This is a genomic window from Micromonospora sp. KC207 (assembly GCF_004348615.1).
Lineage (GTDB): Bacteria > Actinomycetota > Actinomycetes > Mycobacteriales > Micromonosporaceae > Micromonospora.
Map to the genome: position 1 here is coordinate 1 of NZ_SMKJ01000031.1, position 24,768 is coordinate 24,768.

The following is a 24,768-nucleotide window of genomic DNA, read 5'->3' on the forward strand; positions in this document are numbered from 1 at the left end:
ACGATTCGGCACCACCCAACCCCTACCCAAGATCCTCGACCTGCCCAACCAGGTCTGGATCAACAAACCCGAACCGGAACGACAGGCCGCTTAACTCCCGCTGGCCTCAATCCCTTGACACGTTCCGAACCGGTCCGCGTGGGACCCGGACGCTGTCCGCGATGACCTGTTCGCCTACGTGTCCGAGCACCTCGGCCACGACGACGGAGTGCTGATCGTCGACGAGACCGGGTTCCTGAAGAAGGGGATCAAGTCGGCCGGGGTGCAGCGCCAGTACTCCGGCACGGCCGGGCGGACGGAGAACTGCCAGCTCGGTGTGTTCTTGGCCTATGCCAGTCCGCACGCGCGCACGCTAATCGACCGGGAGTTGTATCTGCCCCGTGGCTGGTGTGACGACCCCGCTCGTCGCACGGAAGCTGGCATCGCCGCCAGTGTCGGGTTCGCCACGAAGCCCGCGCTGGGGCTGCGGATGCTCGAACGCGCCATCGCCGCCGGCCTACCGGCGCGGTGGGTGACCGCGGACGAGGCCTACGGGCAGGACTCCAAGTTCCGGACGTGGTTGCAGCAGCAGCGCATCGGTTACGTCCTGGCCGTGCCCCGCAACCAACGGGTCCCGACCACGGCCGGCAACTCCCGCCCAGATGTTCTCGCCGCGAACGCGCCGGTCCTGGCGTGGAAACGCCGCAGCTGCGGCGACGGCGCCAAAGGGCCGCGACTCTACGACTGGGCCGTGGCCTCCTTGCCCGGCACCGACGACGGCTGCGGCCACTGGCTGCTGATCCGCCGCAGCATCACCGACCCCAAGGACCTGGCCTACTACCTGTGCTTCGGCCCCGCCGGCACCCTCGACGAAGATCTGATCCGGGTGGCAGGCACCCGGTGGGCGATCGAGGAGTGCTTCCAGACCGCCAAGACCGAGGTCGGCCTAGACCACTACCAGGTGCGTCGGTACGACGCCTGGTACCGGCACATAACTCTCGTTCTGTGGGCCCACTCCTACCTCGCCGTCACCACCGCCCAAACGAAAAGGGAGACCCGGAACCTGATCATGAACAGCTCGTGCCCCTCAGCCTCGGCGAGGTCCGCCGTCTCCTGGCACACCTGATCACCACCACCCCACCCTTCGACCACATACATCGATGGTCACGATGGCGACGCCGACACCAATACCGCGCCAAACGGGCCCACTACCAGCGAAGACACCGAATCCACCAGCTGCGGCTGGAGTACTAGGCGCCGCCGAGGCGAGCGGCAGGACCGGTCGGCGCCAAACCGCGGTCACGTTGGTGGCCCAATCCAAGACCGATCACCGCGGGTTGCCCAGGTAACCGAGGCCGGCGAGCATGCCTGGGCCGCTGGGCTTGAGGTGGCTGGCCCACCGGTCTGCGACGCTGGACTCGGTCAGGCTTTGCTGTCGTGCCGTGCGGCAGGTTCTTGCAGCCCGGTGTCGACCGACCAGTTCGGCCAGGTCTGACTGGCCAGTTGTGCCGGTCTCGTCTGGTGCACGCGTAGGTCGGTGATGGCGTAGATGGTTTCGGTGGTGAAGCGTTTCGGCTGGTCCAGGCGGCGTCTGCGGCGGCGGATCTGGATGGCTTGGGCGGCGTCGGGGAAGTCGATGCCGGTGGAGATCGTGAGGATCTTGCAGCTGCGGATCTCGCGGCGGCCGTGTCCGCAGTCGGTGTCGTGGGCGGCGTCGGGGACTGCCCGCCAGGGCCAGCGTGGTGAGCTGGGTGTGTAGGTGGGGCTGGTTGCCTTTGACGGTCAGGATCCAGGATCCAGTGCGCGCCGCGTTCGGCGAGATAGGTCACGTGCTCGCGTTGGCAGTGCAGGGCGTCGGCGGTGATGACGGTGTCGCGCAGGTCGTTGATCTGGTCGAGCAGCGGCTGGAATCTGGTGTGGCCGTCGACGTCGATGCCGGCCAGGACCACACCGGTGGTCTGGTCGCAGGCGGTCATCACGTGCCGAGCTGCGGTGTCGGTGGTGCGGGAGCCGCGCAGGGTCTTACCGTCGACGGCGATCGCCTGCGGGGTCGTCGAGGCAGCGGTGGCGGTCCGGCTGGCGAGCCAGACGCCGATCGCGGCGGTCAGCAACTGCGGGTCCAGGGCCTGCAACAGCCGACGGATCATCGCCTCCGACGGCCGCTGATCCGGGGTCATGCCCAGGGCGAGAGCCGTTGCGGCCGGAACATCGGCGACCCACTCGGCGATCGCAGTGTAGGAGCGGTAGCCGGCGACCACGGCGCACACCGCTGCGGTGACCACGACCGTCAGCCGGTGCCGACCACCTCGGCGGGCCCGTGGATCGGGCAGACCGGCGAGCGCCGCGGGCAGCCCACCAGCGGTTTCCGGCACGGTCAGAGTCGGTGCGTGGGCCAAGACGAGATCAGCGCTGATGGCAGCGCGGGCATGACTCACTTCGAACGATCAGCATGGCGTAGGACCCTTGATGATCTTCCGAACAGGTCATGCCCGTCTTGCTGCCACCAGCAACGGCGCTTCCACGCCAAGCCTCACAAGTCGGACGCCGTTACGACTTTGCCGGTGCCCTGTCACGGCACCCTCCTCACCAGGCACAACGCCCGGCACGTCAGGCCGGAAACACCGTTAGCTCCACAGACCCTGGGATGGAACCGCTCGCGCAGTATGCGCAAGATCCACCGGAATCATCTGCGTCTGAGACTTGCTGACCACTCAAGGTGGATCGATGCAGGTCGACTGCGCATCGCAGATAGGCGATCAATGATCCACCTTGATCATGATCGGCGCCCATCGACATGGACCTTGACAAGATCCTTCCATGACGTCCATGATGCAGATAAGGAGTAATCGTAAGGCTTCTATGTTGCCGTGAACCTACGGTCGTTCGCGGCGGACGATGGATCGGGTTCCGGCTGGGAAGCCGTCAGCGGGGAGGGTTGCCGGTGATATTAATGACCTCGAGGACGTCCTCGGAGGACTGTCGAGCGATCGGCATCATTCTAGCGGCATGGATGGAGTGGCCAAGAACTCGGTCCAGCGGTAGCGCTCCGTAGCGTCGAACCATCGGCCACCTCCGGCTGAATGAGGCTGCGATACGGCCACTTGCATGTTGGTTGAATTGCTCACGGACATTGGCCGAGACGCGGAAAGCTAAATTCAACGCGATGTGGTCACTAATGCCTCTTAGTCGGCAGGGAGAGGCGATTCAGTCCGGATCGTTGAGGGTTGCGGGCAGATCGGCGGGATGCCACTTTCGCCGAACCGGTCGGCAGTTTTCAAATTCCACGATGGAGCCGTTATTGTTGAGTGAAAACGGCGCCGTGTTGTCTCCCCATCAAGCGGGAACGCGGCTATTCGAGTCCGGCACCTTCCACGGGACCTTCCGACCTTCAACGGCGATGCCGCAGTGGGCGCCACTGCCGTGGAATAGATTGACCCCGGAATTGTGGTCTTTGCTGCTTACCGGCGGCACTTCGGTTTTCAGGGACGAGTCGATGCTGACCAGTGACTCCCTTCGTCGGATGATCGCAGACGGAGACGATTCGGTGTGGATGACCGGCTCCCATTTCGGCATGTTGGTGGACGAGGATTTGGAGGCGTTTGTCGAACTGCGACAGGTCCTGACTGGCGGCGAGCGCCTCTCCGACCATCCGACATACCCAGAGGGCCGCGAATGAACGGTCATCCCGACGTGAACATCTTATCCCACGCCGGCCGCGTTATGACGGTCGCCGATCCGCAGTCTTACGCCGCGCTAGCGCAGCGCGTGGAGTCCGACCTCGCCTTCGTGCCGGTCCTGGCTTCGCCGGAGAGACCGTCCACGGTGGTCCCCGGGCCGGCGACACCGACCCCGGACCCGCGCGCCTGGCATGGCGAGGTGCTGGTGACCGAGGACGAGTACGAACCCATCGCCCGGGTGCTCGCCCGCGGATCGGGCCGGCCGATGCGGCGCGCCACCCTCGCCGAGGCGGTCCGGCTCAGCACGAACGTCCCGGTCACCGTGGTGGGCGCCGTCGACGGCGTGACCTCGGCGGTGCTCGCTTCACTGCCTACCGACGCCCGACTCGGACTCTTCGTGGCCCGGGACCCAGCCACGGCCAGCGGGCTCGCCGCGCGCACGCTTCTGCACGGGCCGACCGTGGCCGCCGGGTCGGCCGACCTCTCCTTCGACACGCTCGCCGACGACGGTGGGCCGGACCGACTGGCCGGGCTCGACGTCACGTTGGCCGGGCTAAGGGCGGCCACGCGGAAGGGGGTCGCCATCCTCGCCGGCCGCGCACACGCCCGGAACTGCTCTATGAGCCTGCCGGACGGGACGATCTGCGGCCGGCTCGACGAACGGGCCCTGCTGCCCGTCGAGCCGGTCCGGCCGGACCGATGGTCGGGGCATCTCACCGCCTGCCAGCAGAGCCAGCAATGCTGCAGATATCCCCAAAAGATCCGCGACCACCTGCGCGCCGCAGAGATTCTCGCGGCCTTCGCGCTGCTGGACAGCTGCCGCACCGCGGCCAGCGGCGACGGCGCGGTGCGCACCAACGTGTCGATCCCGCTGACCATGCTCGCCGGCTCCACGCTCGCCGTGGTCTGCGCCGTGGGTACCCGCGGCGGCAGCTCATGGGCGGCGCCATTGCTGCGAGGGCTGCTCCGCGCCGGCCTGCCGCTCGGCACGGCGCTGGCCGAGGTCAACCAGGCGATCGCGGCGGACCCGGCGGGCATGGGCCGGCTGGTTCTCTTCGGCGACGCCGGCCTGGCGCCGGTGCCCGCGGCTAGACACGCCCGCCTGACGGCATCGGCAGAGGGGACAGCGGAGATCCCCACCGGCCTCGCAGCGATGATGATCGACGGGACCGACCTCCTGCCGGTGCGCCCCGGCGGCCCCGTAGTGGTGAGCCGGGCGGACGGCAGGACCAGTTGGGCACTGACTGAGGCGTGCGGCCGGTCCGCCGGTCCGGTCGCCCCCGCGCCGAGGCTGCTGGACGTGCCCTGGCGGGACGAGTTCCGACCCTGGTCGCAGCGGCTGCGGGAACTCGCCGAGATCGGCCTGCGGATCGACGGCGACCGGCTGAACACGCTCGACCGCGCGGCGCGGACGGCGGTGAGGCAGCGGGCCGAGGCCGAGCACCTAGCCGCGGCCCGCGAGGCGGCGGAAGCGTACGCGTCGGCCCGCGCCGGACTGGTCGCCGTTCAGCACGACGCGGTCGAGCAGGAGCTGACCCTCGTCGGCCGCTCCTTCTACCACTTCACCGACGGCTGGCCGGAGCCCTGGCAGGTGCGTACGGCCGACCGCGCGGAGCAGTGTCCGCAGTGCGGGGACGCCACCGCCGTCCGTCACCACGTCACGCCGGCCGCAGGCACCGGTCCCCGGTTGTGCTATCTGGTCTGCTCCCGGTGCGGTGAGGTCCTTTCCGGCGCCGGGGAGTTCCCCGCGACGGTCCGGGTCACGGCGCCGGCCGAGGTGGCCTGTGGTGAGCGGTTCCGCCTCGCCGTCGAGGTCACCACCTGGGCGGACCGAGCCGTCGCCGTGACGGTCGGCGCCGCCTTCCGCCGGCAGGACCTGCTGCGGTGCCGGCTGGACGGGATCGCCTCGGTTGAGCTGCCCGCCAGCGCGGGGTACACGGTGAAGTTGACCGGGGACAGCGACCGGGAACGGACGGTCCCGGACCTACACAACATCATCGTCCTCGTCGCCGTCAATGGGGCGGTCCGCTGCCTTACGCGTGCGGTGTGGCTGCGGGCCCAGCGCTGCTGACGACCGCCGCCACACCTCGTCCAACCCGCTGCTCAGCCCGTTGTTGGAGGCCTGCAATGACCACCCAGGACACCGGATCGCCCGCCGCGCGGACGTTGACCGGCATGTTCGCCACGAGCGTGCGGACCTGGCCGGACCGTCCCGCCGTCAGCGACGACGACACCACCCTCTCGTACGCCGACCTCGACCGGCGCTCGGCGGCCCTGGCGGCCGACCTGAGGGCCCGCGGGATCGGGGCCGAGGACCGCGTGGGTCTCTACCTGGATCGATCGGTGGACCTCGTGGTGGTCGTCCTCGGCATCCTGCGGGCCGGCGCCGCCTACGTCGCCGTCGACGCTCGGTACCCGGACGGCCGCCGCGACCACATGCTGGTCGCCGCCGACTGCAAGTTGGTGGTGACCCGCGTGGACTGGTGGCAGCGCATCGCGCACTTGGGCCTCGAGGGACTGGCCTACCGCAGCGAGGCCACCCCGGTGGCCACGGCCGTCGACCACGCCGACCCGGCGGGGGCGGCCAGCGTGCTCTTCACCTCCGGCTCGGCTGGCCAGCCCAAGGCGACCGTGCTGGAGCACCGGAACATTGTCTCGTTCGCCACCAACCCGAGCCTGCCGGAGCTGGCGCCGGACGATCGTGTCGGCCAGGTCTCCAGCGTCTCCTTCGACGCATTCCACTTCGAGCTGTGGACGACGCTGTACCGGGGTGCCGAGATCGTCGTCCTACCGGCCGTGCCCGAGCTCCTAGCCGCCGACTTCCGGCGTGAGATGCGGCGGCGGCGGATCACCGCCATGCTCGTCCCCACTATGGTCGTCAACCAGGTGATCCGGGAGGACCGGGACGCCTTCGCCGCGCTGCGGATCCTCCAGGCCGGTGGTGACGTCCTCCTGCCCTCGGCCTGCCGGGACCTGTTGCAAGGCGAGTTCCGGGGCGAGCTGTACAACCTCTACGGCCCGGCGGAGGCGACCACCGCCTGCACCGCGCACCGGGTCACCGCCGAGGACGCCGAACGGGACACCATCCCGATCGGGCGGCCCCTGGTCGGGGTGACTATCCTGCTGCTCGATGACGGCCTACGGCAGGTGCCGGACGGTGGGATCGGCGAGATCTACATCGGTGGTCCGGGGGTCGCCCGCGGCTACTTGGACGCGCTGGAGCTCACCCGACAGCAGTTCGTAGCCGGTCCTCGACCCGATGGCCCGGACCGGCTCTACCGCACCGGCGACCTGGCCCGCCGGCGCCCGGACGGGGTGTTGGAGTTCGTCGGGCGGACGGACGGGCAGGTGAAGATTCGCGGTTATCGGGTGGAGCCGGGCGAGGTCGAGCGGAGCCTCTGCCGCAACCACGGCGTACGCGAGGCGGTCGTGCTACCCAGTGGCGAGGGCGAGGACCGGCATTTGCTCGCCGTGGTCGTACCCGCCGATGGCACCACCCTTCGGGACATCCAGGAGTTCGCCCGCACCGAGCTGCCGGACTACCTGGTGCCCAGCCAGTTCACGCTGGTGGAGGAGATCCCGTCCAACGAGCACGGCAAGCGGGACCTGGCCGCCCTGCGCGAGATCGCCGACGGGGTCCGGGAGCGCCGGGCGCGCCACGTTGCGCCGCGTACCGAAGTGGAGCGCTATCTCGCGGAGCTGTGGGAGGAGCTGCTTGGCGTCGAGAACGTCGGCGCGAACGAGGACTTCTTCACGCTCGGCGGCCACTCGCTGCTCGCTTTTCGGATGCACAGCCAGGTCAAGCGTAGGTACGGGGTATCGGTGGAGCTGGCCGCGGTGCTGCGTGACCCGGTGCTGGCCCACGTGGCGGCACTGGCAGAGCAGGCACTGGCGGAGCAGGCGCGGGCGGCCGGAGCCAGGGCGTGACCGGACTGTCCATCCCAGTGGACCTGACCGACGTCGACCTGTTCGTCAGCGGCCGGCACCTGGACGCGTTCGCCTGGCTACGCGAACACCGCCCGATCTACTGGAACGAGGGTGCCGACGGCAGCCGCTTCTGGGCGTTGACCCGGTACGAGGACGTGCACTGGGCGTACCGGGAGCATGCCTCGTTCGGGTCGGCCCGGGGCGCGATCCTCGGCGGATCCTTCCGCAGCGACGACGACACCGCCGCGGGCCGGATGCTGGTCGCCAGCGACCTGCCCCGACACCGGCTGCTCAAGCAGCAGATCGCCCCGGCATTGTCGGCCGCCGTGGTGGACCGCGTCGGGGACCAAGTACGGATCCTGCTCGACAAGGCCGTCGGGCAGGCGGTGGCGGCCGGCGGCTGCGACTTCGCCACCGAGATTGCCACCGAGCTGCCTGCCGGCGCACTCATGGTGGTGTTCGGCATCGGGCACGACGAGGCGCATCACCTCATCGGGCTGACTCGACGAATGGTGGGCTTCCGCGACGAGACGTTCGTGGACACCGGGGGTGACCAGAAGCTGCGGCTGGCCTGGACGCAGGCGGAGATCTTCGACTTCTTCGCCGACCTGCTCGCGCAACGGCGTCGCAACCCCGGCGACGACCTGGTCACCCTGCTGCTCAAGGCAGAGGTGAACGGCCGGCGGATGTCCGAGGAGGACATTTTTTTCAACTGCATGAACGTGGCGGTGGGCGGCAACGAGACCTCGTCGTACACCGCCTGCCACGGGATCGAGGCGCTGGTCTCCGCCCCCGACCAGTACAACCTGCTGCGCCGACGGCCGGACGCTCTGAGCGGCGCGATCGAAGAGATGCTGCGGTGGAGCTCGGTCAACGCGTACGTGCAGCGGGTGGCGATGCGCGACGTGGAACGCGACGGGCACCTCATCCGCCGGGGTGACTCGGTGACCCTGTGGAACGTCTCGGCCAACCGTGACCCGGCCCAATTCCCCGACGCCGACCGCTTCGACGTGGCCCGCAGCCCCAACCGGCACCTGTCCTACGGGGCGGGCATCCACCGCTGCGTCGGGGCTCCCGCCGCGCAACGGGAGCTGTCACTACTCTTCGGGGCGCTGCTGGCCGCGCCGGCCGGCTTCCGGCTCGCCGGTATGCCCCGGCGGCTCCGCTCGAACTTCATCCTCGGGACCACCTCGCTCCCGCTAGCGGTCGGCTGATGGCGGCCGGACCGGGTGCGGCCGTGACCGGCGTCGCGCCGACCGACCGGGCCGACGCGGCGACCGGCCCCTATCACCACGGGGACCGGATCGAGCAGGTCGTGGCCCGGTACGCCCGGATTACCCCCGAGGCGGTAGCCGTTCAGCAGGGCGAGCGCCGGCTGAGTTATGCGGAGCTGGTGTCGCGGGCCGACCGGATAGCCGGCGCGCTGGCGGCCCGGGGGGTCGGACCGGGCGACTTCGTACCGGTATGCCTGCCCCGCTCCGTCGAGCTGGTCACCGTGCTGCTGGGCGTGCTCACCACCGGCGCCGCATACGTCGCGATGGACCCCGGCTGGCCGCCCGACCGGAGGGCCACGGTCTTCGACGGCACCCGGTGCCGCCTCCTAGTGGCCGACAACCCGGGGGCGGGCCGGCCCGGTGTGCCCCTCGTCAAGTACGCGGACCTGACGGCGGGCCCGGACCGACCCGCCCCGCTGCCCGCGCTCGACGGCGCCGAGCCGGCCTGTGTCTTCTACACCTCGGGCTCCACCGGCCGCCCGAAGGGAGCCGTCTCCCCGCACCGGGGCACGATCCGCACCCTGGTCGGCCACCCGGACATCCCGCTGAGTCCGACCTCCGTCTTCCTGCAGGCCGCGCCGCTGCCGTGGGACGGGTTCTCGCTGGAACTCTGGGCGCCGCTGCTCAACGGCGGTCGCTGTCAGCTCCTGGAGGCGCACCTGCCGGCCCTCGACGTCGAGGCGCTGGCCGCCGCCGTGGGGCGGGGCGTGAATAGCCTCTGGCTGACCAGCTCCCTCTTCAACGTGCTCGCAGACGAGGCGCCGGAGCTGTTTGGCCGGATAAGGCTGCTGCTGGTGGGGGGTGAGCGAGTGTCCGCGCCGCACGTGCGCCGGGTGCTCGACCGGTTCCCCGGCCTGCGGCTCGTCAACGGTTACGGCCCGGCCGAGAGCACGATCTTTACCACCACCCACGTGATCCGTCCGAGCGACGTCGCCGACCCGGACGACGACGTGCCGATCGGCCGGCCGGTGCCGCGTACCGGGATCAGGCTGGTCGACGGCGGAGGCCGCCCGGTGCCCGTCGGCTCCGTCGGGGAGATCCTCGTTTCCGGCGACGGCCTGGCGACCGGCTATCTGGACGATCCCGCCGAAACGGCCCGCGCCTTCGTGGAGCTGGCTGGGGTGCGCCACTACCGCACGGGCGACCTGGGCTATCTGGACGAGGAGGGTTTGCTGCGCTACCGCGGCCGCGCCGACCGGCAGTTCAAAGTCAATGGGGTACGGATCGAACCGGGCGAGGTCGAGTCGGTGCTGATGGCCCACCCCCGGATCGCGGCCGGTGCGGTGCTGCGCCTGGAGCTGAGCCTGGGCCGGCCGGAACTTGCGATGGTCTACAGCAGCCACGACGGTGTCCCGCTGACCGACGCGGAGCTGCGCGCGTTCGCTAGGCGGAGACTCCTGCCGGCGATGACCCCCACGGTGTGGCGGCACGTCGAGCGTCTTCCGCTCGGCCCGACGGGCAAGGTGGACCCTGTGGCCCTCCGGCCGCTCGCCGAGCAGGCTGCCGGCGCGCGTCGGGGCCCCGCGACGACGGATCCGGCCGACGCTGCCGATCCGTTCCTCACCGACGTACGGCGGCTGCTGGACGTCCCCCACCTCGCCGCCTCGGACGACGTCTTCCAGGCCGGCGCGACGTCCCTGGACGCGGTCCGGCTCGTCGCCCGGGCGATGGACCGGTTCGGACGGCGGATCACGGTGGCCGACGTCCACCGGGTTCGTACCGTCGACGGGCTGCGCGAGCTGCTGCGGGGCGGGGCACCAGTCGTGGCCGCCGTTCCGGTGGCCGACGAGCGCGAGGGCTCCGCCGCGCCGCTGTCCCACGCCCAGACCCGGTTCTGGATGGCCGAGCAGACCATGTCCGGTGCGGCCGACAACGTGGTGATGCTGGCGTATCTGCTCGACGGGCCGCTGGACGCCGAGGTGTTGGACGCCGCGCTCCAGGACGTGGTACGCCGCCACCCAGCGCTGCGCACGGTCTACGAGTGGACGTGTCGGCTACCGGAGCAACGTGTCCTCGACCCGGCCGCCGCCCGGGTGACGTTGGAACGGGTCACCGGCCCGGACGGCTGCGCCGATCCGGTCGAGCTGGCCCGGTTGGTGACCGCCGACTGGTGGCGTCGCCCCTTCGACCTGGAGCGCGAGGTGTCGCTGCGGGCCCGGCTCTGCCGGATGGCCGAGGACCGGCACCTACTCTGCCTGAACATCCACCACGTCGCCTTCGACGGCTGGTCGGAACAGCGGCTGTTGGAGACCTTCGGCGCGGCCTACCGGAACCGGTTGGTAGGACGTGTGCCCGACGGCCCGAGCGGTCCGTCGTACGCCGACTACAGCCGTTGGGAGCGGCGCGGACTGAAGCAGTGGGCGGAGGACGAGCTACCGTTCTGGCGGCGGACGCTGCGCCGGCCGATGCCACCAGTGCTGCCGGCCCCGGGATCCACCGGCGAGGCGGCCCGGCGTGAGCTGGTGGCCAGGGCGTCTGCGGCCGAGGTCGCGGCGCTGACCGGTGCGGCCCGGCGGCACGGTGGTCCGCCGGTGGCCGCCCTGCTGGCCGCCGTGGGCCGCGGGTTAGGGCGGACCTTCGATGTCCCGGACGTCTGCCTGGGCACGGTGACCGCCGGCCGGCCGCACCCGGACCTCGACGACGTGGTGGGCTATTTCGTCAACCCGCTGGTGGTTCCAGTGGCGGGCGTGCGAGACGAGCCGGCCGGCGCACTGCTGGACCGGGTCGTCGATCGGACGGCGGCGGCGATGGCCCACGGTCGTACGCCCTTCGACGAGCTGGTGCGAGTGCTGGCGCCGCCGCGTGACCGGCACCCCTGGTTCCAGGTGTGGGTGGTGGTGCAGCACGCGCCGCCGTCGGGCGCGTTTGCTCCAGGGGTCGCCCTGCGGACGGTACGGGTGCCACCACCGACGACCGCTCTGGAACTGATGTTCGAGGCGTTCCCGCAGCCCGACGGCGGCTGGGATCTGGTCATGCTCCGCCGGTCGGACGGGATCGATGACGGGACGGCCGGTGGGCTGCTCGCGACAGTGCGGACCGCCATGGTGGAGCTGGCCGGCGAAAGGAATCCGGGAGCGGCACCTATCAAGATCGAAAGCGTTAACAGCGATTAACGGGGTGAGACCATTTTCTCTTGTACGACGAGCAATCAGCCCGCGAATGCTCTCGTTGCACTCGTAGGCCAGATGTCGCAGGCAGACGTCGGATTCGAGTGCGAGTTGGGCGTCGTTGACGGTTGACATTGCATTGAAGATAGTCAATAATGCTGTCAAGTGTAAATCTTGGCGTTGCGCGCCAGTGGTCTGCGATGGATGGGGAGATTCGATTGGCGATCGCCAGGATTCGGCATGCTCGGTTATGGGATCACCTATTCGAATTCGCCGGTGAGATGCCGGCACCGGCCCTCCTTTTTGGGCTACACGATATTCGTCTACCCGCTTGGGCGACGGAGTCGTCCACTCTCGGCGCCCTTCGCCGAATGGTGGTGTCAGGGCACCCAGCGCCGCTGTCCGCGGATTTCCGGACAAGCACGTTGGTTGACCTTTTGAAGGCTCGTGGCGTCACCGAAGTCGTCGCGCTCGATCTCTTCGACGAGCGCGCTGAGCTGCGGTTCGACATGAACGAGCGGGTACCGGCGGACTACTTCGGTCGGTTCGGTTCACTTATCGACATTGGATCGCTTGAGCATGTCTTCGATACGCGCCAGTGCCTGGAAAACTGCCTACGGATGCTGTCTGTCGGTGGTTGGTATTTCCTGCACGTACCGGTCAATGGGTACTTCGCGCACGGCCTTCACGTGTTCAATCCGCAGGGAATCGCCGACGCTGTCCGGTTGAACGGTTTCGAGATCCGTGAGCTACTTTTCACCGATCTTCGTGGGCGTCGCGTGGCCAATCCAGCGCGCCATGGTCATCGATTGATGTGGCTGGTGGCGCAGAAGGCTGTCGAGGTGGCGGAATTCGTCGTACCGCAGCAGGGCTATTGGACTGATTTTTATCGTGCCACGGACGCGGCGCAACGCAGGAAGGTCCAGTCGGACTACTGGGCTGGCGTCGGACGGAAGCGCTCGACGACCGACCACCTCTAGCGAAGGGGACGCAAATGGCAAATCCTCTGCATGTCGACGTGCTCAGGAATCTCGCGAACCATGCTGACCGAGCCACCGCGCTCGGCGAGGTGTCCGAGCTGACCAAGATGCTGCTTAAGGAGACCGGCCGCGGTCTGCAACTCGCCGAGGCTGACCTCAGCAACCTGGATCTGTCCGGATGCGATCTTGAAGGGGCGGTCCTGAGCCGTGCCGTGCTTCACGGCGCCAAGCTCGTCGGGGCAAATCTTGAGCGATGTACCATGATCTGTCCAGGCCTGGAACGGACGGATCTGAGCCGAGCGCGTCTTCGCGGGGCGTACGTGCACGCGCTCGCGGCCCAGACCTCGAAGCTCGATGACGCGGACCTGTCAGATCTGCGCGACGCCACCGGCTCGCTGTTCCACGGCTGTTCTATGCGCGGTGCCAACCTTTCCGGGGCGCAATTGGCTGGCGCAACCTTCTACCAGTGTGACTTGACCGGTGCTGACATGAGCGGCACGGCGCTCCAGGGCGCGGAGATCAACGAGTGCTTGCTCCGCAGCACCACGTTGGGCCAGGCACAGGTCAGCCAGCTGACAATCACGAAGTGTTCGATGACCGGTGCCGACCTGACGGGCGCCAGTGGTGAGGGAGCCGTCCTGCAGCGGCTCACCGACGCGGACGAGGTCACTTTGACCGGCGCGTCCCTGTCGGGCGTACGGATCAGCGGCGTCCGTGCGAGTGGTTGGTCCGCGTCCGGTATCCACGCGCCCCGCGCGGACATCTCCCAAGTTTCGCTAATCGGGGCTAACTTTTCCGGTGCCGACCTGAGTCAGGCTCGCATCGTCGAGTCCGCGTTGCCGGATGCGAACCTGACTGGTGCGATCCTGCACGCCGCCAGCATACTGTCCAGTTCTCTGGTCGGGGCGAATCTGTCCAACGCCCAGGGCGAGAACCTGCACGTCGTTGAGTCGAGCCTGCGCGAGGCAGATCTGACGCAGTTCACCGGCCGGTGCATGACGATGCGGGATACCGGCCTCAAGCAGGCTCGGATGCGCGGTATCAACCTCTACCGCGCCATGCTGACCGGCGACCCGCCGCGCGCGATGTGCCTGGCCGGCGCCGACCTGACCGGGGCGATCCTGGTGCAGGCGTACATCGCGGCTGATCTCAATGGAGCGAACCTGCGTGAGGCCAATGGGGCGTACAGCCGGTTCAGCCAGTCGGACCTGACTGGTGCCGACCTCTCCGGCGCGAACATGTACCAGTCCACCTGGGTAAAGGTCACCTGCCAGGAGGTGTCCGTCGCGGGAGTGCAGGCTCCGATCTTCATCGACCGGTGCCCCGGCCTGATCGAGTCCGCGAAGAAGAGCCAGGAAGACGGCGCGGAGAAGTTCGTCTCGTTCATCGAGGGACTCGGGCTGCTACTCGCCGGTGAGCGCAAGGGCTCGACCTGATCCCCGCCTTGATGCGGTCTCACGGACAAGAGAGAGGAACACGACCATGGGGAACCAGCTAATCGCGAAATTTGACACCGAGCCTCGACGTGCTTGGGCCGGCTATCACCGATCGGGCGTGGACGGGCTTATTAGTTCCTTCAATCTCGCCTACGCCCTGGTAGCGGCGCGGCGCACTGGCATGCTCGACAAGCTCGCCGGCCAGGGGCAGATGCCGATCGCTGAGATCGTCGGAGATCTGGACGAGCACTTAGCCGGCAATCTCCTGCGCTATCTGGACATTATGGGTGTAGTACGGATCACCGGTGACGTGGTGCGGCTGACCGATCAGGGCGTGGACGTGGTCGGCGTCACTGCACTGGCCCAGCTCGAGTTCTACATCGAGGCGTACGGACCAGTCGTCTCACAGCTCACCGGCCTACTCACCGGCGAGAAGGTATATGGCCGCGATGTCACGCGCAACGGCGCCGCACTAGGTCGGTCTTGCGCCGATCTTTTCAGGATCTACCACGACCCGATCGTCCTGGAGGTGCTGAGCACGCTCGATGTCCGCAAGGTCCTGGACCTTGGCTGTGGGGCTGGCCAGTTCCTGCTCGATGCCTGCCGGGCGGATCCAGCGCTCAAGGGTGTGGGGCTGGACATCGACGCTCCCTCCATCGACATCGCCAAAGAACTGGCCCGCGACGCCGGGCTCGAGAACCGGCTTGGCTTCGTGGTGGCGGATGCGTTCAGCCCCGATACCTGGCCCGAGGAGACCCAGGACGCCGACGCCGTCTTCGGTGTCGGCGTGCTGCACGAACACTTCCGGGACGGGGAGGACGCCGTGCTTGCCATCCTGAACAGGATCGCCGGCCAGCTGCGGGCGGGCTACATCAAGAGCTTCATCCTAGGCGAGCCGGAGCTGCACTACGACCAACTCGAGAACGACTGCGACCTCTACCTGGTGCACATCTTCACCGCGCAGGGCTTTCCGCGGGAACGGGCGCTGTGGCTGGAGCTGTTCGAGAAGTCGGATCTGTACTGCCGCCGGGTCTGGACCCGGCCCGGCGCGGGCCCCCGATTCAACTTCTACGACCTGGTGCCGCGTTGACATGACCGCTGTCTCCTCCGTCCAGGTTCTCAACCCGTCGGGCGAACTTCTGTGGAAGGGCGAGGAGGCGGACCTCGCAGAGTTCCTAGTCGACCAACCGGCGGGGAACTCCGCGTTGGCCCGGCTCGCCGGGACCGCCTCCGGCGCCTGTACCCGCAACGAAGTCACTGAGCTGGCCGATCAACTGGGCTTCATCAGTCGGCGTGGCACACCGAAGGGTTTCCTGACCGTCCTGCCGCCCGGCAGTTTGATCGATGAAAGCTTGAAAAGCTTCAACCGGGCACACCTCGCCCGGCTGAACGCGAACCTGGTCGACTTTCCCCTGGTGTTCGCGACGGACGACGGGGAAATGGGTCAGCTCGTCTCGGCGTACGAAGAGCAGGGACGCATGTTTCGGTTCGACGACCGGGACCGGTCGCTGCGGCTGAGCTACGCCGCCGATCCCAACCTGTTCGCCTGGATGAGGCACACCCGGGCCGACCCACAGCGGCTGCCGTACACGATGGTGAGCCCGCAACCCATCTTTCGCCGGTTCCAGAGCGGCGAGCTCAGCCTGGACCGAGCTCGGCAGTACCACGTCTCGGACGTGCATACCCTGTGCTCGACGATGCAGGCCACCGATGTCTTCCGCGAAACTGTTGCCCGTGCTGCCGAGGCTATGGAGTTCTGGTTCGGCTCGGACTACTGCCAGATCGTTGACACCGTCATGGGCACCGAGTTCGACCAGCAGCACGCGTACCAGGCACTGGCGCGTGCGGTGTCGGGACTGACGATTGTGCGGCACTTGGCGCGGCGACCGCGATACTACGCGATCAAGGGCGGTCTGTACGTCGATGCGGGCTTCGGCAACGTCATGTTGTTCAACTTCCAGTTGGACGACACGAACTCCGACCGGTTTGACGTCCGGCTCGATGACGGAGGGCCGATAGCGGTGATCCACTCGACGGTGGCCTCGGGCGTACCGAAGCTGCTGCCGATCACGCTCGGTCGCGGACTGGCCGACGTGGGACCAAGGGCGGTACCACCGGAGTTGGCTCGCCACCAGGTGGTGCTGGTCCCTGTGCGTGAGCACCACCACGCTGCGGCCGAGCGGCTGGCGGCCGTACTGCGTACCTCGGGCCTCCGCGTCGCGGTGGACGCGCACCTGAACAAGTCGCTTGGTCATCGTCTGGCCGCCCTACGCACCGCTTGGCAGCCGCTGTTTGGAGTGATCGGCGATCGTGAGATGGCGGGCGAGCCCGTCATCCTGGACGGCCCGGCGGCGATTGACCGGCCGACCCTCGACGAGTACCTGATTCGGGATCTGGAACGGCTGCAGCGGTGCGCGCCGACCGCCGAGTCGGACTGGAGCGACCCGCCAATGCGTCCGTGGCACAGATCGAGAGGTGGCACCTCATGACCCGTCGCGTTCCACGAGTTCTGCTCGGAGTGCCAACGCATCAGGAGGCGAAGACGGTGGCGGCCGTCGCCGAGAGCCTCGACAAGGCCGCCCTGAGCTGCCGGCGGCGCGCAGAGTTCATTCTCGTCAATATGGACAACCGGTCGCCGGACGGCACCCGGGCGCGGTTCCTGGCGGCGTCCACGCGTCTGCCGAAGGTGGGACTACAGACCGCACCGGGCATCCTCGGCAAGGGTGCCAATCTCCGCCTACTGTTCGAGTACGCCGTGGCGCAGCGAGCGGACGCTGCGATCACCATCGACGCGGACCTCGAGATCGTACCTCCGGAATGGATCGACACCTTCCTGACGGCCGTTATGGACAATGGCGCCGGTATCGCCGTACCCCTCTACGGCCGCACCTGGTACGACGCGAACCAGACCAACCAACTTGTCGCACCGCTAGTCCTTGCGATCACCGGGCAGCCGGTCCGCCAGCCAATCGGCGGCGACTACGCGTTCAGCCCAGCATTTATGCGCCGAATTCTGGAGAAACAGTGGCTGCCAGGGGCGCAGGGCTTCGGGATCGATCCGTTCCTCGTGCTTACCGGGCTGGAAGGGTCTGACCTCGTCCAAGTGTTGCTGACTGGTGGCAAGTTCCACTCGTGGCGCAGCGACACCCCAGAGCAGATCGAGGATGAGTTCCCCATCAAGTTCCACACCTCGAACAGCACCCTGTTCACCCTGCTCGCGGCATGGCCGCAGGCGTGCGGCGAACTGCCCTCCTTCCCTGCCACGCCCGAGATCGATCGGAGCTTCGAGAAGCCGTACGACCTGAAGCTGATGCGAGCGGCGGGGGAACTAGGCTTCGAGCGGGAGGCAGGCAACCCGGAGTATGCCGCCCTGCTGGGCGGGGCCGCAGCCGGTCCGCCTGACGTCGATGATGACATCTGGGCCCGCGTGTTGGTCACGGTGCTGGAGCGCGCCCGCTCAGGTCGGCTCAGTTACGAGCTTCTGGAGGCATTCCGCGCCCTGTTCTTCAGCCGGGTGGCCACCGTCCAGCCGGGCCTGCACGGGCTCAGCCAGGCGGAGATCGACCAACACGTGTACGCCGTGGCGCAGGCGATCCGTAAGCGGGTGCCGTCCGATGTCTGAGCTCACCCCGGGCGTGCCGATGCGCATCCTCGTTTCACGTGCCGGGTTTCCCCACGTCCCGACGATGCTGGCCGAGGCGCTACCGGAGGTTGTGGTCACGCAATGCACGGTCGCAGAGTTAACCGCGGCCGTCCGGGATGCTGACGTGCTTGTGCCGCTGCTGGCGCCGGTCACCGGGCAGGTCCTTGCCAACGGTCAGCGGTTGCGGCTCGTGCAGCAGTGGGGCTCCGGACTGGACCGGGTCGACCTTGAGGCAGCCCGCGAACTGGGCGTGCCAGTCAGCGCCGTCGACACCTCCGCCACCGGCAGCGCCGCCGCCGTGGCCGAGTGGTGCATGATGGCTGCGATTGCCCTCGGCCGAAACGTGCCTACCGTGAGCGCCACTTTCCCGGCAGGCAGCGCGTGGGGTTCGCCACTCGGCGCCACGCTGCACGGCAGCGCTGCCCTGGTGATCGGTATGGGTGCCGTCGGCCGTGCTCTATGCCCGCTTCTTCAGGTGCTCGGCGCCCGAGTCATGGCGGTCAGCGCGAGTTATCGCGGTGAGCTTCCCGGGGTCGACGGGCACGGGTACGACGACTTGGTGGAAAGCGTCGGCCAGGCGGACTGGGTCTTTATCTGTCTCCGGCGTCCTATGCAGCCACCGATCCTCGGTGAACGCGAACTACGATCGATGAAGCCCGGTGCCTTCCTGGTCAACGCCGCGCGCGGGCACCTGGTGGACGAAGGCGCGCTCGAACACGCGCTCCGGACGGGACACCTCGGAGGTGCCGCGCTGGACGTGTTCCGGCACGAGCCGATGACCGGAGCGGAGAGTCTGCTGACCGCCCCCAATCTGCTGGCCAGCCCTCATGTAGCGGGTGTGGTGGACGCCGTAGAGCGACGGGTGGCTGCGTTGGTGCGGGCGAACATCAGAAGGGTGGGACGTCATCAAGCGGTGTGGACGTGAACAGCTACCAGACATATGGGGAGCTACCTCTTGGTTCCTGCGGCATGCTCAGCTCCCTGACCGCTCGCCACCGATCGCACGCGGTGTCCGGCGGCATCTCGTAAATCATCCTGCAAATCCACTCCCGCTACAATCCTCGGGTTCCTGGGCGTCCGACGGGGAATCGCGCGAACTGGCCAATAGATTGATCACGGCCACCATGCTATCGCCGGAACGCCATCAGTTGTCCACGTCGGCCCGGGGGCACACCGATAACCTCAAAACCGCCGATGGATCACCTTACGGTCAACTCTCGGTGGTGCTTGTCTATGCCTAGTCGGAACCCGCCACACGTGCTTGGAGTCGCTGATGCGCGATGCGCTGGAGCTTGCCGATACCCGCCTCATCTCCCAGCTTCGGGCGCTGCCAGAGATTCTGCACGACTTGGACTTCACGGCGGAACGGATCGCTAGGACGCTCGACGCCCCGGATGTGTCGGAAGTGCTGGGCAACTCCGCGCGCTACGCGCTTCAAACCGAGGACGTCGCTGACGAGCTAGTGAATTCGGCCGCTGGCGTGATGATCCAGTTGTTTGTCCGCAACGGATTCGTAGCCGAGGAGCACTATCATCAGCAGATGCCTGCCGTGTTGAGCGACCTCGCCGCCGACATCGGTCTCGTCTCCCGCCAAAGGGGCCAGGTCAGGGCTCGGCTGTCGATCACACCATTGTTCGGAAAATACTTTTTCTCCGATAGGCTATTCACAGTAGAACCGTCGGGCTCCCTGACCTTTTCCACGCGCGATGACATCGTAATGCCGCCACATTCGTCAAGTCTGCACCTGCTTGAGAGTCTCGCTGTAGATGACTCCTTCAACGCCTTAGTCGACGTCGGCTGCGGATGCGGCGTACTCGGTCTCGCGCTTGCGTCTGGATACGCCTCCACGATGCTCGTGGACGTGAGCCCCCGGGCTGTGCGCTTCGCCCAGGCGAACGCGGTGATGAACGACATCGCGGCCACGGCCAAGGCCGCGGATGTCACACGCGATCGCCTCCTTGATGTGCCGGCGCACGTCGTCTTCAACGCTCCCACCACGATTCCCTACGACAGTGCCGTCGGTGAACCGGGGATGATGACTGCCGAGACGGCACTCACCAGCGCCGTCGGCCAGTTGTCTCAAGGTCCTGGTCGCGGCGGACGTGCGCAGGTCTTTGTGGTGGTCGAAGTGCCCCACGAGTTCGCTTCGGCGGAAGAGCTGATACGGAACTGGTTGTGTTCGTTCGAATTTTCCCGGCTCGAAGTGCGTGCGCTTCCCCACTCGCCATTTCGGGTCTCCTCCGAGATGATCGCTCTGGGGAGCGTCGATCCGCACTGCCTGCTTCTGCGCCGCAGCTCTGACGCCAGGGCACTGGCTCACTACCTAGACAGCAGGGGCACGCGAGAGGTCGTGCCGCTCGTCGCCTCGGTCTGGGGGTAGCCTCGGAGGATCTCGTCCAGCGCGCCGGCGACCCATCGAGGGGAATTCCGGACGTCCGCTACGGTTCGCCTATGGCTGAGGTGCGTTGCGGTATCAGGCCGTGATGCACACATCAAGGGCCCGCTACGAGCGTGACGGCTGGCTGACCTTGAGGACAGTCCGGGGGCCCGCACGGGCTCGCTGCGGAGATCGAGACGCTGCCTACGAGCTGCGGAGGTCACGGCGAGCTGGCCGACGTGCCGGTCGTCGCCTCGTACCCGCGGCCGGTGGACCACCGGCCGGATCATCGTGACGTAGACGAGCAGGGCCACGGCCCGCGGCGACCAGCAGCGCCGCCGGCAGTGGGGCGACGCCGACCTAGCCGAGCGGGACCGCAAGTGCATCCCCACGATTACGAAGTTGCCGTGGGCGAAGTTCACGAAATTCGTCACGTCGAAGCTCAGCGCCAGGCCAGCGCTCACCAGGCACTGGAGCCGCCCACCAGTAACCCGTTGATCAGCGTCTGTAAAAAGCTGGACCGTGTCCCCAACCAGCGGCCAGTGGTGGACGAGTGGAGTCGCCGTCCACCACTCGCGTTAGCCCGCCGCAGGAATCGTAAACTCGGGCGACCGCTTACGCAGATCCGCGCTGAGGCCATCAGCGAACGCGGCCAGAGGAAGCGCACCGACCTTCTTACCGCCACGCAGGCGAAGGCTGACCGTCGAATCCTCCTGCTCCCGAGCGCCGACGACCACGACCAGCGGAACCTTGTTCTGCTGCGTCAGCCGCACCCGGTTGCCCAGCGTCTCGTTACGGGAGTCGACCTCGACGCGCGCACCCGCCTCCCGAATTCGCGCGCCTACGTGCTCGGCGTAGTCGGTAAACTGGTCGGATATCGGCAGGACCGCCACATGCACCGGTGCCAGCCACAGCGGGAAGTTTCCCGCAGTGTGCTCGATGTAGATGCCCAGGAAACGTTCGAGCGATCCGTAGACGACCCGGTGGATGACCACGGGGGTCTGCCGCTGGCCCTGATCGTCGATGTAGACGCACCCGAACCGCCGCGGCAACTGAAAGTCGAGCTGGATGGTGCCGGTCTGCCACTGCCGGCCAAGCACATCCTGCATAAGGATATCGATCTTCGGACCGTAGAACGCGCCGCCGCCCTCCTCAGTGTCGAAATCGCCTCCTGTCCGCTCATGCACGATCGACAGCAGGGTCTCCTCCGCAGAGTCCCAGGTCGCCCGGTCACCGATGAACTTTCCAGGACGAGTTCCGACGCGCAGCCGATAGGTCAAACCGAAGATTTTGTAGAAACGTTCACAAATGTCAAAAATCCGCTCGTACTCGTCGCGGATCTGGGCCGGCGTCACGAAGACATGGGCATCGTCCTGCTGGAACTTCTGCACCCGCAGCAGGCCATGCAGTGTACCCGATCGCTCGTTACGGTGCAACGGGTCGGAGTCGCTAAACCTCAACGGAAAATCCCGGTAGCTACGCGTCTTGAGGTTGAAGACGACCATGGCGTTCGGACAGTTCATCGGCTTGAGAGCCATGGTGGAACTTTCGTCGCCTGCAATCACGAACATATCGTCGCGGAAATGATCCCAGTGCCCGGACGTCTCCCACAGCTTCTTGTTATTGATCAGCGGGGTAGCGATCTCCTCGTAGCCCCGAGCCTCGTGCTCGTCCCGCCAGAATTGCAGGAGGTTGTTGAGCACTCGCATTCCCTTGGGGAGCCAGTACGGCATTCCCGGCGCGGTCGAGTCGAAATGAAATAGCTCAAGTTCACGACCGATGCGCCGATGGTCGCGTAGTTCGGCTTGCTCAAGACGCCACATGTAGTCGTCGAGATCCTTCTGCCTCGCCCATGCGGTGCCGTAGATTCGCTGGAGCATCGGGCGGTCCTCCTGCCCGCGCCAGTAGGCGCCCGCCACTCGCAACAGCTTGAAAGCGCCGATCAGCCGGGTCAGCGGCAGATGCGGGCCGCGGCAAAGATCCGACCAGACAACCTTGTCATTCTTGGTGTCGACGTTGTCGTAGATGCTGAGCTGGCCCTCACCGACCTCCATTACTTCTTCGGAAAAGTCAACGTTCCCCTTGATGTCAATCAGTTCCAGCTTGTACGGCTCATCGGCCAACTCGGTGCGAGCGGCGCCGACCGACGGAAAGACACGGCGTCGGAAAAGTTGACCAGAGCGAACGATCTCCTTCATCCGGACCTCGATGCGCTCAAGGTCTTCTGGCGTGAACGGCTTCGACACGCCAAAGTCGTAGTAAAAGCCGTTTTCGGTTGGTGGCCCGATACCCAGCTTCGCCTCTGGAAACAGATCCTGCACCGCCTGTGCGAGCACGTGCGCGGTGGAGTGGCGAAGCACCCGAAGGCCGTCCGGACTCGACAGCTCGATCAACTCCACCTCGGTGTCCGCTTCAGGCACCCAGTCAAGGTCGCGCAGCGCACCGTCCGCGTCGCGGACCAAGACGATCGCATCCGGTCCGCCACGAGGTAGGCCTGTCGCCGCTGCCGCGTCAGCGGCAGAGGATCCGCTCGGAACGGTGATGCGGACCTGGGGCCGTCCTGCTGATTCCAGATGAGTCGACACGATTTTTCCTCCGCAGTCGCCACTTGGGACGCGACGAGTGTAGCCGAGACGTTCCGAGTGGTGTAACCGGCACGCCTGACTCCAGGCAACACGCTTGTCAATATCGCCGTATCTAATCCGAACATGCGTGGTGCCACCCACGATCGCCGCAGCCGAAATTGCTGCTCATGCCCGTGGAGAGGAATTGAAGCAACTTCTCTCCCCAATCGACGACAGTGAGCCATTTCCAAGCTGACGTTGCAGGTCGGAGTGGGTGTGGCGGGCCCGGAGATCGATGAGGGCGAGGCTCCAGGTAAGACAGCAGTCGACCAAGATCCGATGCCCCGACCGGGAGCCTCGCCTGTGCTGTCTTACCCTTCCACGATCCCGCTGTCCAGCCGCACCCTGAACCACCTCGCCGACCGCATCCGTCATCACCGCAGCCAGCATCGATCCCGGTGGCGGCGTCTCGATCCGGGCCGGCAGGCGCTGCTCACCCTGGCCCATCTGCGTAACTGTGAGTATGGGAATGCCGCTTCGGCTGGCGGACTGACTCGCTGCGCAACTGGCCGTGATGCCTTGTCGCCGAACCGTCGTTCGCTGGTCGGTGCGGCACGTTCGACGTGGGAGCGGCGCGGACGTGTCTCGATAGGGGCCTCGCTGCAGGCGTCGTCACAGTTCTGACCCTCGCCCGCTCCGACGTCGTGTCCATCCCGGCGTCATCGAGGAGCTGTATGGCAACGCCCGCATCCCGTATCGACCGCGAGATTGACGAAGAGGTCATCCTCGGTGTCGACACGCACAAGGACCTGCACGTAGCGGCGGTGGCCTCGCCAGTGGGTCGAACGCTGGCGACGGCATCGTTCCCGGCCACGACCGCCGGCTACCGCCAGCTTGTGTCCTGGGCACGCAGCCACGGAACGGTGGCTCGGGCAGGAGTTGAGGGAACCGGCTCCTACGGTGCGGCGCTGGCTCGCCATCTCGTTGTCGAGCAGATCACGGTCATCGAGGTCAACCGACCCGATCGTGCCCAGCGGCGCCGTCGTGGCAAGAGCGATGTCATCGATGCCGAAGCCGCTGCCCGGGCGGTGATCAGCCTTCGCGCGACGGCCAGGGCCAAGGCCGGCAACGGACCGGTCGAGCAGATCCGCATCTACAAGGTTGCCAAGGACTCGGCGGTCAAGGCCCGAGTGCAGGCCACGAACCAGCTGAAGTCCGTGCTGATCACTGCCGAGCCCGCCGTGCGCCAGTCACTGACCGGTCTATCGGCAAAGGCACTGATCGAGCGCTGCGCTGAACTGGACGACCGGACCGAAGGCGGTAACGCCGCCGTCGTGTATACCTTGCGTACGCTAGCGCGCCGGATTCAGCACCTGGCCGCAGAGATAGCCGAGCTCCTCGCCCGGATCACCTCCATGATCAAGACCTGCGCGCCGGCGCTGCTCGATCAGTACGGCGTCGGCCCGGACAGCGCCGCCGTCCTACTCGTCGCCGCTGGCGACAACCCACACCGGCTTGGCAGCGAAGCCGCCTTCGCGGCGCTGTGTGGCGTCAGCCCGATCGAGATGTCCTCGGGCAAGACCAGCCGACGACGGCTGAACCGTGGCGGCAACCGGGAGGCGAACGCCGCCCTCTTCCGCATCATCCTGACCCGGCTTCGAGTGGAACAACGAACCAAGGACTACGTCGCCAGACGAACCGCCGAAGGCCGCACCAAACGCGGGATCATCCGATGCCTCAAGCGCTACGCCGCCCGTCAACTGTTCCGAATCATCCACGCGGCGCTCACGCCCGCGACTTGACA

16 protein-coding genes and 1 pseudogene are annotated in these 24,768 nt (G+C 67.1%); 15 read left to right on the plus strand and 2 right to left on the minus strand.

Annotation, left to right across the window (positions count from 1 at the left end):
* Positions 1 to 178: 178 nt before the first annotated feature.
* Positions 179 to 1,105 carry an IS701 family transposase gene (locus tag E1258_RS06380; protein WP_243715233.1) on the plus strand — a complete coding sequence of 309 codons (927 nt, stop codon included), beginning with the start codon at positions 179 to 181 and terminating at the stop codon, positions 1,103 to 1,105.
* Positions 1,106 to 1,229: 124 nt separating this feature from the next.
* Here the strand turns inward: E1258_RS06380 and E1258_RS06385 are convergent, their stop codons facing one another.
* On the minus strand, positions 1,230 to 2,414 hold the full coding sequence (locus E1258_RS06385) for an ISAs1 family transposase (protein ID WP_371688576.1): 1,185 nt from the start codon (positions 2,412 to 2,414) through the stop codon (positions 1,230 to 1,232).
* An 851-nt stretch (positions 2,415 to 3,265) separates the two neighbouring features.
* Here E1258_RS06385 and E1258_RS06390 point away from each other — a divergent pair.
* The 12 genes from E1258_RS06390 (at position 3,266) to E1258_RS06445 (ending at position 20,403) form a co-directional block, all read left to right on the plus strand.
* The gene (locus E1258_RS06390) at positions 3,266 to 3,655 is read left to right on the plus strand and encodes a hypothetical protein (protein WP_132397707.1); all 390 of its coding nucleotides are present in this window, start codon (positions 3,266 to 3,268) and stop codon (positions 3,653 to 3,655) included.
* 14 nt (positions 3,656 to 3,669) lie between these two features.
* Positions 3,670 to 5,727 (plus strand): hypothetical protein, encoded by a 2,058-nt coding sequence (locus E1258_RS06395; RefSeq protein ID WP_132397709.1) that lies wholly within the window; start codon positions 3,670 to 3,672, stop codon positions 5,725 to 5,727.
* Positions 5,728 to 5,783: 56 nt separating this feature from the next.
* Positions 5,784 to 7,583, plus strand: a complete 1,800-nt coding sequence (locus E1258_RS06400) for a non-ribosomal peptide synthetase (protein ID WP_132397711.1) — start codon at positions 5,784 to 5,786, stop codon at positions 7,581 to 7,583.
* A complete protein-coding gene (locus E1258_RS06405) occupies positions 7,580 to 8,797 on the plus strand; it encodes a cytochrome P450 (protein ID WP_132397713.1) in 1,218 nt (405 codons plus the stop codon). Before E1258_RS06400 ends, E1258_RS06405 begins: the two co-directional genes overlap by 4 nt.
* Before the next feature lie 23 nt (positions 8,798 to 8,820).
* Positions 8,821 to 11,970 (plus strand): non-ribosomal peptide synthetase, encoded by a 3,150-nt coding sequence (locus E1258_RS06410; protein WP_165949664.1) that lies wholly within the window; start codon positions 8,821 to 8,823, stop codon positions 11,968 to 11,970.
* Between the two features lie 365 nt (positions 11,971 to 12,335).
* Positions 12,336 to 12,944, plus strand: a complete 609-nt coding sequence (locus tag E1258_RS06415; RefSeq protein WP_132397717.1) for a hypothetical protein — start codon at positions 12,336 to 12,338, stop codon at positions 12,942 to 12,944.
* Between the two features lie 14 nt (positions 12,945 to 12,958).
* Positions 12,959 to 14,380, plus strand: a complete 1,422-nt coding sequence (locus tag E1258_RS06420) for a pentapeptide repeat-containing protein (protein ID WP_132397719.1) — start codon at positions 12,959 to 12,961, stop codon at positions 14,378 to 14,380.
* Between the two features lie 46 nt (positions 14,381 to 14,426).
* The gene (locus E1258_RS06425; protein WP_132397721.1) at positions 14,427 to 15,470 is read left to right on the plus strand and encodes a class I SAM-dependent methyltransferase; all 1,044 of its coding nucleotides are present in this window, start codon (positions 14,427 to 14,429) and stop codon (positions 15,468 to 15,470) included.
* Position 15,471: 1 nt separating this feature from the next.
* Positions 15,472 to 16,869 carry a His/Gly/Thr/Pro-type tRNA ligase C-terminal domain-containing protein gene (locus E1258_RS06430; protein ID WP_132397723.1) on the plus strand — a complete coding sequence of 466 codons (1,398 nt, stop codon included), beginning with the start codon at positions 15,472 to 15,474 and terminating at the stop codon, positions 16,867 to 16,869.
* Complete coding sequence (locus tag E1258_RS06435; protein ID WP_132397725.1) at positions 16,866 to 18,002, plus strand: glycosyltransferase; 1,137 nt, start codon at positions 16,866 to 16,868, stop codon at positions 18,000 to 18,002. The genes E1258_RS06430 and E1258_RS06435 overlap by 4 nt, the downstream gene beginning before the upstream one ends.
* Positions 17,995 to 18,948 carry an NAD(P)-dependent oxidoreductase gene (locus E1258_RS06440; RefSeq protein ID WP_165949665.1) on the plus strand — a complete coding sequence of 318 codons (954 nt, stop codon included), beginning with the start codon at positions 17,995 to 17,997 and terminating at the stop codon, positions 18,946 to 18,948. The genes E1258_RS06435 and E1258_RS06440 overlap by 8 nt, the downstream gene beginning before the upstream one ends.
* Before the next feature lie 348 nt (positions 18,949 to 19,296).
* Positions 19,297 to 20,403 carry a methyltransferase gene (locus E1258_RS06445; RefSeq protein WP_132397729.1) on the plus strand — a complete coding sequence of 369 codons (1,107 nt, stop codon included), beginning with the start codon at positions 19,297 to 19,299 and terminating at the stop codon, positions 20,401 to 20,403.
* A gap of 575 nt (positions 20,404 to 20,978) precedes the next feature.
* Here the strand turns inward: E1258_RS06445 and thrS are convergent.
* Positions 20,979 to 22,985 carry a threonine--tRNA ligase gene (thrS, locus tag E1258_RS06450; RefSeq protein WP_207919445.1) on the minus strand — a complete coding sequence of 669 codons (2,007 nt, stop codon included), beginning with the start codon at positions 22,983 to 22,985 and terminating at the stop codon, positions 20,979 to 20,981.
* A 342-nt stretch (positions 22,986 to 23,327) separates the two neighbouring features.
* On the opposite strand from thrS, the pseudogene E1258_RS06455 reads away from it, so the two are divergent.
* Together E1258_RS06455 and E1258_RS06460 are read left to right on the plus strand one after the other, a co-directional pair.
* Positions 23,328 to 23,480: pseudogene (locus E1258_RS06455) on the plus strand (IS5/IS1182 family transposase); the annotation flags it as partial.
* A 218-nt stretch (positions 23,481 to 23,698) separates the two neighbouring features.
* The gene (locus tag E1258_RS06460; protein WP_132397731.1) at positions 23,699 to 24,766 is read left to right on the plus strand and encodes an IS110 family transposase; all 1,068 of its coding nucleotides are present in this window, start codon (positions 23,699 to 23,701) and stop codon (positions 24,764 to 24,766) included.
* Positions 24,767 to 24,768: the final 2 nt, after the last annotated feature.

Bases quoted from the DNA above. Each gene is read 5' to 3' on its own strand.
- E1258_RS06440 (WP_165949665.1), top strand. From the start codon at position 17,995: ATGTCTGAGCTCACCCCGGGCGTGCCGATGCGCATCCTCGTTTCACGT.
- E1258_RS06415 (WP_132397717.1), top strand. From the start codon at position 12,336: ATGGTGGTGTCAGGGCACCCAGCGCCGCTGTCCGCGGATTTCCGGACA.
- E1258_RS06400 (WP_132397711.1), top strand. From the start codon at position 5,784: ATGACCACCCAGGACACCGGATCGCCCGCCGCGCGGACGTTGACCGGC.
- E1258_RS06430 (WP_132397723.1), top strand. From the start codon at position 15,472: ATGACCGCTGTCTCCTCCGTCCAGGTTCTCAACCCGTCGGGCGAACTT.
- E1258_RS06435 (WP_132397725.1), top strand. From the start codon at position 16,866: ATGACCCGTCGCGTTCCACGAGTTCTGCTCGGAGTGCCAACGCATCAG.
- E1258_RS06425 (WP_132397721.1), top strand. From the start codon at position 14,427: ATGGGGAACCAGCTAATCGCGAAATTTGACACCGAGCCTCGACGTGCT.
- E1258_RS06460 (WP_132397731.1), top strand. From the start codon at position 23,699: ATGGCAACGCCCGCATCCCGTATCGACCGCGAGATTGACGAAGAGGTC.
- E1258_RS06445 (WP_132397729.1), top strand. From the start codon at position 19,297: ATGCGCGATGCGCTGGAGCTTGCCGATACCCGCCTCATCTCCCAGCTT.
- E1258_RS06420 (WP_132397719.1), top strand. From the start codon at position 12,959: ATGGCAAATCCTCTGCATGTCGACGTGCTCAGGAATCTCGCGAACCAT.
- E1258_RS06390 (WP_132397707.1), top strand. From the start codon at position 3,266: ATGGAGCCGTTATTGTTGAGTGAAAACGGCGCCGTGTTGTCTCCCCAT.